The 4,177-nt window shown below is 39.0% G+C and carries 1 protein-coding gene and 1 pseudogene; both read left to right on the top strand.

Annotated features, from left to right (window positions below; translation table 11 throughout):
* Positions 1–105: 105 nt before the first annotated feature.
* Complete coding sequence (locus tag E5983_RS08665; RefSeq protein ID WP_160333441.1) at positions 106–1,971, top strand: Eco57I restriction-modification methylase domain-containing protein; 1,866 nt, start codon at positions 106–108, stop codon at positions 1,969–1,971.
* Between the two features lies 1 nt (position 1,972).
* A pseudogene (locus E5983_RS08660) lies at positions 1,973–3,859 on the top strand (DEAD/DEAH box helicase family protein); the annotation flags it as partial.
* Positions 3,860–4,177 lie beyond the last annotated feature (318 nt).

The raw sequence follows: 4,177 nt of genomic DNA, 5'->3' as shown, positions 1-4,177 counted from the left end.
TTCGCATCCACTAAACCAATCTCCTCTACTCATGTTTTCTGAGACTAGTATAGCTAGATTTCTACTTTATCGGAAGATACCTTGTTATTGGGCGCTTACAATCCAATGACGCAGATTGATATCAATGAAAAGGTATTTGTTTGGGAGTTGCAGAGATTGCTAACCGTTTTATTAATGGATCGGACGACAAAAAAGTCGATCGTCTGGGCTACAGGCTCGTATGAATTTTTAGGACGAGGATTTGCTGCTGCAGATGGCATTACAAGTAGAAAGATCATCAATTCTTATGGTAATCTCATCCAACCAAGATCAGAAAAACATAAGGTAGAGCAAAAAGATCGGACCAAGGCTCGGGCTGAAGTGTTTACACCGGCTTGGCTTGTGAAGCTCCAAAACGATGTTATAGAAGCCGAAATTAGCGGATTACAGTTAGAGGACTACGTTGATATCAGATGGCTGGAGCTAACTTGTGGTGAAGCTCCCTATATGGTGAGCCGTTACGATGCAGTCACTGGTGAGGAGATAGATCTTTTTAACCGTGTAGGGTTTGTGGATCGAAAACTCCAGCGGATTAGTCAAGAAGTTTCCGATGAAGGAACATTTTTCAAGCTAGCCGTCCGAGCCTATCAGGCTTCCTATGGTTATGAGTACCAAGGGGATAATCTGCTTTTAGCGCGCGAAAACCTGCTAATCACCTTTGAGGACTATTATCAAGCAGCTTTTGGGAAAGGACCAACCTTGGAACAGAGACTGGAAATTGCGACCATCATCTCCTACAATGTCATGCAGATGGATGGATTAACAAAGACCACGCCTTACTCTGTTATTGCTGCCAAAGCTGTCCAACTTGATTTATTTAGTGAAGTCGAGGAAGAAATTCCAGTAATGGGACCGAAAAAAACGAGGCTGAAAGACTGGAAAAAGAATAAAATAGTAGATTTTGAAGACCTGTCTAGTGAGGGATTTTATATGAAATTTGATGTTGTGATTGGGAATCCGCCGTATCAGGAAGAATTAGAAGGAACGAGTGATAAGCCAATTTATAATTATTTTATGGATGAAGCTTATAAAATTGGTGTTAAATCTGTTCTTATCACGCCTGCAAGATTTTTGTTTGATGCTGGGAAAACACCTAAAGTTTGGAATCAGAAAATGTTGTCTGATGAGCATTTGAAAGTTACTTTTTATAAGCAGGATTCATCTGTTGTATTTTCAGGAACCGATATAAAAGGTGGAGTAGCAATTACTTACAGGGATGAAACTAAAATTTTTGGAGCCATTGAAACTTTTACAGCATTTTCTGAGTTGAATACTTTATACAAGAAAGTCTATAATCGTAGTGACTTTGTAAGTTTGAGTGACTATGTCTATTCTCCTGAAAGTTATAAGTTGACACAGAAAGTTCATGATGACTTTCCTAATGTTGGTGAACGTCTTAGTAAAGGTCATAAATTTGACATGACAACAAATATTTTTGATAAACTTCCTGAAATTTTTGTAAATGAAATTTTCGATGGGGCTGTTCAAATTTATGGGCGACAGAACAATGAAAGATTATTAAAATATGTACATGAAGATTATATTAAAGTACCAGAAAATTTTGATAAGTATAAAGTTATACTTCCAAAGTCAAATGGCAGTGGTGCTATTGGCGAAGTACTATCAACACCCCTAATCGGGCATACCCAAACGTTTCTTTCCGTTGGTTGTTTAGAGACTGAGTTTGAAGGTAACTCGTTGTTAAAATATATAAAAACTAAGTTTGCTCGAACATTATTGGGAGTATTAAAGATTACTCAACATAATTCACGAAAAACTTGGAAATACGTACCCCTCCAAGACTTTACGGTCAATTCAGACATTGATTGGTCACAATCAGTGGCTGATATTGACCGCCAATTGTACAAAAAATATGACTTATCGGTTGAAGAGATTGCCTTTATTGAGTCCAAGCTAAGGGAGATGGAATAAGATGGTAAAGATTCAAACATCAAAAGAAATTACGCCAAAAATTTATGCCTATACAACTCCCAAAAACCTCGACAATGAAGGTTGGATCAAAATTGGTTATACGGAACGTGATGTTAAGAAAAGGATCAAGGAACAGACCCATACAGCGCAGGTTACAACTGACATCCTTTGGTCAGAAAAGGCTGAATACTTGACAGAACCGGATAAAGGGGAAACCTTTAAAGACCATGACTTCCATCATTTTTTGAAGTTTCATGATGTAGAGCGAAGACCGAAAACAGAGTGGTTTTATTTCAATGGAGAACCGGATCGTGCTAAGCATCTATTTGATAAATTTGTTGTCCATGATGTGTCGGATTATCAACCTGGCCAAGGTCAAGATTATGTTTTAAGACAAGAGCAGGAGGCAGCCGTTGAGCAGACTGCAGCCTATATGGCAGAAAATCCTTCTGGAAAATATCTTTGGAATGCTAAGCCTCGTTTTGGTAAGACCTTGGCGACCTATGATTTGATTTGCCGAACCCAGGCACAGAGCGTTTTGATTGTGACCAATCGTCCTGCGATTGCAAATTCCTGGTTTGATGATTTCAATAAGTTCATAGCTGGGAAAACTAACTATAAATTTGTTTCCGAATCGGATAGTTTAAAAGACCGTCCAGTCTTGAGTCGCAAAGATTATATGGACTATGTTTTATCCCATTTGGATGAAACGGAGGAGATGGGACAAATTGCTTTTTTAAGTCTGCAAGATTTGAAAGGGTCAATTTTTCTTGGCGGTAGGCACAACAAGCTAAAATGGGTTACGGATACAGTCTGGGATTTATTGGTCATTGACGAGGCTCATGAAGGGGTAGATACCTTTAAGACCGATACAGCTTTTAACCAAATTAAGAGGAAGTTTACCCTGCATTTATCGGGGACGCCTTTTAAGGCTCTCGCAAAAGGAGATTTTTCTGCGGATCAAATTTTTAATTGGTCTTATGCTGATGAGCAGAAAGCCAAACTGAACTGGGAAAGGGAATCTGAAAAAGAGAATCCTTATGAGAGTTTACCGCAACTCAATCTGTTTACCTATCAGATGTCTCAAATGATTGGGGAGAGGGTGGCGGATGGAGTCCAGTTGGATGGTGAGAATGTTGACTATGCCTTTGATTTGAATGAATTCTTTTCGACAGATGAGTCGGGAAAGTTTGTCTATGAGCAAGCCGTCAAAAATTGGTTGGGAACCTTGTCTACCAATGAAAAGTATCCATTCTCTACTAAAGAGCTTCGAAATGAGTTAAAACATACATTTTGGTTATTAGATCGTGTAGCCTCGGCAAAAGCTTTAAAAGCCTTGCTGGAAGAACATCCAATCTATGAAAATTACAAAATTGTCTTGGCGGCTGGTGATGGAAGGATGTCGGAAGAAGACGATCGGGTTAAATTGAAAGCATTGGATGTTGTGCGGGAGGCCATTCAAACCAATGATAAGACCATTACCTTATCCGTAGGTCAATTAACGACAGGGGTAACGATTCCTGAATGGTCTGCTGTTTTAATGCTGTCCAATATCAAATCGCCAGCTCTTTATATGCAAGCGGCTTTTCGGGCACAAAATCCCCATAGTTGGAGGGATAATAAGGGGAATCATTATCGTAAGGAAAATGCTTATATTTTTGATTTCGCCCCTGAGCGTACGCTCCAGCTTTTCGATGAATTTGCAAATAATTTATCATTAGCAACGGTTTCTGGAGGTGGTACGACTACTACTCGAGAGGAAAATATTAGAGAACTGTTGAATTTCTTTCCGGTAATTGCTGAAGATCATGAAGGTAAGATGGTGAAAATTGATGCCAAATCCGTTTTAACCATTCCTCGTCAAATTAAGGCGAAAGAAGTTCTTAAGGGCACCTCTAAAAACTCATACTTATTGTCGCCTTATTTCAAATAAGTAGGTATTCCTATTTGGTAGTGCGGACGTGAGCAGTCTCCTTCGGAGTCTCATCACTAAATTTTGAGCCAAGGTCTCAAAATCTCCGCCATCTAGCAGTTGTTTTTAACTGCTGATGGTTCCACTACAGTAGAAATACCTGCTTTTCTTTATTTTCACTCCCTAAATTTTATGAGATAATAGAACTACTAAGATGAACGAGGTACTATCATGCTATTATTTTCCGACGATGAACGACTTCTAGAAAAACTGTCACAATTGGGAAATCAACTA

The organism is Streptococcus danieliae, from assembly GCF_009767945.1.
GTDB classification, from domain to species: domain Bacteria; phylum Bacillota; class Bacilli; order Lactobacillales; family Streptococcaceae; genus Streptococcus; species Streptococcus danieliae.
Note: the sequence above shows the minus strand (reverse complement) of the source record. Positions and strands in the feature narration are given on the sequence as shown.

What these genes read in the sequence shown, in the direction of transcription:
- E5983_RS08665 (WP_160333441.1), top strand. Translation starts at nt 106, where the DNA reads ATGACGCAGATTGATATCAATGAAAAGGTATTTGTTTGGGAGTTGCAG.